Source organism: Vibrio sp. ER1A (assembly GCF_000733315.1).
Lineage (GTDB): Bacteria > Pseudomonadota > Gammaproteobacteria > Enterobacterales > Vibrionaceae > Vibrio > Vibrio mediterranei.
Genome location: NZ_JPJA01000064.1, coordinates 1 through 4,627 on the forward strand (window position 1 = coordinate 1; position 4,627 = coordinate 4,627).

Consider the following 4,627-nt stretch of genomic DNA (forward strand, 5'->3'; position numbering starts at 1 on the left):
CTCGCGGGTGAATAGTTACCCATCAACAGCTACGTCTCTTACTTTATCGACGTGCCATTTAACGTTTGCATATGCTTCGAATACACCATGTTCACCTTCAACTTCACTGAAGGATTTAATTTGTAGATTGAGATTGTTCTTCATTGTCAGCCTCGTTGTTATTATTTAGGGGTTGTTTCGAGGGTTGTCTAGCAGCTTGAACTTTTTCTAGGTCTTTCCATTCAGCAAACGTCAAGTTGTTTGTTTCAATGGCGAACAGTTCTTTATCCATAATTGCTTGCATACCCATACGGACACGAGCTTCGTTAATTGAAATAATGCCGCGAGTTAATAGGCGTTCCGTGACGTCAGCCATCGTACGGACATCGCCGCGCAAGTATTCTGAAACGTCAAACTTCAGTGCATATCCACGAGGCAGCATTAAACGAAAACGGGTTTCAATTTTGGTTAAAATCGATTGCAGACAAGATTTGTAGAAGAACTGATTAATACTCTCTACGTCTTTTAGATTTGGATCTGAGATACCAAGTAGAGATACTGGGACACCAAATAATGACGCAATTTCACGAATAGCAGCATTACGAGATTCAAGCACTTGAGCGTCTTTCAAGTTGTATGGGTTTTGAACGTACTTCATGCCATTTTCTAGAATAGCAATCTTATGTGCATTCTCTGCACCAGCATACGCTTCATTAAACTGCTTACTTAAACGAGCAAATGTATCGTCTGACAATTTACCGTCAGCTTGAATAAATGCACCTGCACGAGGACCACGTTTGTAGTATTGCTCTGCATTATTAGTAGCTGCTAACGAAAGACCGATAGAACTTTTAGCTAAATTGATTTTATCTAGTGCGCCATATGTATTAATCGATAAATCACGAATATGAAGTAGTTCGTCATTTTTAAACTGAACTGATTTATGGTCATTAGTGATACAATCAAAAATGATATTATCGCCAGATTCTCTTGGTGCAACTTGCTTTGGAGAGTTAAAAGGAACAATGCCAATTACTTTTCCATTTGGTGAGCGTTTGATAATTGCGTAATATTCACTGAACAGCATTAACTGAGTAATCATTTGTTCTACAAACTCAACAGATGTTTGACGAACGTTTGGACGTACAGTTAATGTGTGTGCCATTAATGAACTATCGTCAACGACCCATTCTTTACCAGCGACGCCTTCCTGTTTCTTATAAAGTTTAAGAGGAAGGGTAGAAATAGTTTGAGCAATGACTCGAATACAGCTTTTTACGGTGGCGTCTTGTAATGCAGTGTCATAATTAACAGGCATACCAGAGCCACTCATAAAATTACGTAGTGCGATATCACCCAAACCGCCGAATGTATCGACAGATTTAGTGTTTAGAAACATATAAGACCTTTTGTTATAGGAAGCGAATGTCTTGGTGTTCGTATACAGACATTTTATTTTCTTGAAGAATTGTGTTACTCAATCCAATTAATGCAGCTACACAGATATCGATTTTCTTTGTAAGGTCATTTTTAGGGCGAATAACTTTAATATCGCCGTATTGACCCTCTTGAGAAACCGCATTTATGAAGCACCACTCAAGTAAATTAGAGTCGTATTTAAACTTCTTGGATTTAACTAGTGATTGAAGTAATACAGCACTTTCAGATAAACCAAATCCCTGTTTAACAGCAATTGGTTCATACCCATATTCTTCGGTAAGTTCTTCCGCAAATCTCAAACCACCAGCAGCAGCGTCAAGAGATAACGATTGAATATCGAAATCTTTGTACGCATTCTCTATGTCATTTTTAATGTACGTAAAATCAGTTACTTCAGTTGGTGTTAAAATAAGTTCACCATTCTTTGACGCATTGTAATATCTATCTTGGACGCTTGGTTTCGCTTCGATAACTGCGCCTTCAGGTAAATATGATTTCTGGAATACAGTTATTCCACCGTCGTTCTCTGGGAAAATATAAACTAATGAAGAAAGGTCACTAACAGACGCTAAATCAAGACCCAAGTAGCATTCGCGATTTTTGTAATCTGAAATATTTATGCCACTTTCGCGGCACTCATACAGCTCTGTAGCTTCAATGAAACTGTCTTCAGAGAAATCTACCCATATATTTAGGTGTTTGGTCTTAAAGTTTGCAGCAGCTTGGGCATTTCTAGTTGCCTCTACATATGCAGCACGTAAACTTTCTAGAGAAACAGCATGACCTAGTGCAGGATTAGCCTTTTCCCATATAGACTCGTCAGCCCAATCGTCGTCTTTATCAGATTGATAGATAACAGCCAGCAAACGGTCATTTTCCATAACATTACGAGATACTTCTTCGGCGTAATCCATGTACTCTCGACCATACGATTGTGTATCAACACCAGCTGTAGTAATGCACATTAAATGCGGGTCTTTTGACGATTGAAGACCTGTTGAAAGAACGTCTACAATTTTAGAGTTCTTATGCGCATGTATTTCGTCACATAGAGCGAATGTAATACGAAGACCATCAAGTGTTTCAGATTCAGAAGACGTAGCTATAATTTTTCCAGAGTTGGATACGCTACGGATTTCATTCTGAAGAACGTTAAATCGTTTACGAATAGAAGGTGATGCAGATTTAAGCATTTTTGCCACGTCTTCATACGCAATACGAGATTGACGTTGAACTGTTGCTGAAGTGGTAGCAATCGGAGAACCATTCTGGGTGGTTAACATTTGAATAACGATTGCAGCTGCACCAAGTACAGTCTTTGAATTACCACGTGCTACAGCAATAAATGATTTCTGATAACGACGGTCACCACGTAATGTTTCACGTGCCTTAGAAGAATAGAACCATCCGTAGATTTGACCGATAATGAATTGCATCCATCCCATTAGACGGAATGGTGTACCAGCAATGGGACCCTTCGGATGTTTCAGCTCGTTCGAGCATAACATTGCAAAATCTACTTCTTCTTTATCGAAGTAAAGGTCTTCACGATTAAGGTCATAAACGAAACGTTCGCAAGCTGCAATTTCAGCTAAACCAGCAGTTCTTTTTCCAGATAGAACGTCATAACAGTATTGGTAAAGGGATTGCCAACCCTGAAAGTAATCGCCAAGGATTGAACTTCCATATGCGTCTTTTAAATCAGGTTCATTAACTCTAAAGTTTAAGAAGGAGATATCGGCAGGTATCTCCCAATATTTCCACTTATAACTCATATTAACCTCGTTTGTTTGCACGAGCTTTTAGAGCAGCAGTTAATGGGTCGTCTTCTTCAGGTTTAATCTGTTCAACTTTATCTACTTGGTGTTTCGATTTTGGTGACATTAACAGAGAGTCCATTAATGCTCGTATTGCTTGTTGTGTTTGGTGTAGTAGTGCAATTGCTGGGCTCGCCTTCACGGTTTGGCCGTAATTCGTGTGGCTAACAACCATTACGCCTTCTGCGTCAATTGTTGCCGTGGCTTGTTCTAGAATGTTCACGTTAATTGCTAATAGAGCGATAGAATCCATGTCAGAAGGTTTCAATTCTCTTTCTTTTTCAAGCATTTCTTTTATTGAAAGAAAAGTAATGCGCTCCACAGCGTTTAGTTTAATGTGGGTTTTGGACATAAAAATACCTCAGTGAAATTACTGAGGTATTTATTGGGGGAGGATTAAGCCAATTTTTCGGTTTCGAATGATTTAATCATATTTCCATAGAACTTGTCTGGATAACCAAGTTTAACAACCTTAGTTCTAAATGTGCTGTGAGTTATTGGTTGCCACTGAACGTATTTTTCAAACAACTCGTCATAGAACTTCCAGTGTGGTTGATTATTTCTCTTAGTAATTTTGTTGGATTCGCTAATCTTAGATTTGTGTTCGTTGGAAAAGGTCTTTCCAAAATACATATGATTTTCACCTTTCATTCCATCGGAAATTGCCTTTTTATGGGCAGATGATAAAATACGCTTGTTCTCTGAGTAGTATTTTTTAATTGAAGACGAAAGCTTTTCTCTGGTTTCTTGGCTAACCACATATGTTTCATATCGCTTTCTAATGGAAGATGTAAGATTTTGCTTGTGCCCTTCAGTTCTCTCGGGCTTTTTCTTGCCTTTTAGCGCTAAAGATATTTTTCGTCTTGCCTCGTCACCAACATTGCGTTTAAGGCCGGTGTTATGGTGAATATCGCCACGATAATGCGTCTTGTACTCTTCTGCGCATTTAGCGATTACCATTACATCTTCCTCTGTAATGTTTCTGTATTTCATACTGTTCTCGTTGGTTCCATAAATCATTCTTTGTACGGGTGTCCATGCAGCAAAGTGATTTATGCTCTTAGCAATATACAAGTGAGCTAAACAGTGGTTTACATACGAAAGTTTAACCTTATTCCAAGGGTTACTTTTAAATGAAATGTATTCAGGCCAAAGAGATTTAGACTTTGGAAGTATGTGATGCGCTTCTACGTAATCAGTAGTGTCGTCTTTGGAGCAGATTTCAAGATACTTATCTAAATAAGTTTCTTCTGCATTTGGAAAGCGAGATAATATCTCTTGTTTGATTTGCTGAATGTTCATAACTTGTCCTTATGAAATTAATAACGATTAGGGATACCAACCGAAGTTAGTGCCCCAATACCAGTGGACAAGAAAGGTATCCCTAATCA

The 4,627-nt window shown here is 38.5% G+C and carries 5 protein-coding genes; all 5 read right to left on the reverse strand.

Translation table 11 applies throughout. From position 1 onward, the window contains the following. Positions 1-15: 15 nt before the first annotated feature. The 5 genes from HW45_RS30165 to HW45_RS04665 are packed head-to-tail and all read right to left on the reverse strand — an operon-like array spanning position 16 to position 4,538. On the reverse strand, positions 16-144 hold the full coding sequence (locus HW45_RS30165) for a hypothetical protein (protein WP_268745539.1): 129 nt from the start codon (positions 142-144) through the stop codon (positions 16-18). Beyond that, positions 116-1,378 (reverse strand): phage portal protein, encoded by a 1,263-nt coding sequence (locus tag HW45_RS04650; RefSeq protein WP_038225264.1) that lies wholly within the window; start codon positions 1,376-1,378, stop codon positions 116-118. Before HW45_RS04650 ends, HW45_RS30165 begins: the two co-directional genes overlap by 29 nt. Positions 1,379-1,391: 13 nt before the next feature. After that, positions 1,392-3,194: a terminase large subunit gene (locus HW45_RS04655; RefSeq protein ID WP_038225266.1), complete on the reverse strand. Its 1,803-nt coding sequence runs from the start codon at positions 3,192-3,194 to the stop codon at positions 1,392-1,394. Position 3,195: 1 nt separating this feature from the next. Continuing rightward, positions 3,196-3,588 (reverse strand): P27 family phage terminase small subunit, encoded by a 393-nt coding sequence (locus tag HW45_RS04660; RefSeq protein ID WP_038225268.1) that lies wholly within the window; start codon positions 3,586-3,588, stop codon positions 3,196-3,198. A 44-nt stretch (positions 3,589-3,632) separates the two neighbouring features. Beyond that, complete coding sequence (locus HW45_RS04665; RefSeq protein WP_038225270.1) at positions 3,633-4,538, reverse strand: NUMOD3 domain-containing DNA-binding protein; 906 nt, start codon at positions 4,536-4,538, stop codon at positions 3,633-3,635. Positions 4,539-4,627 lie beyond the last annotated feature (89 nt).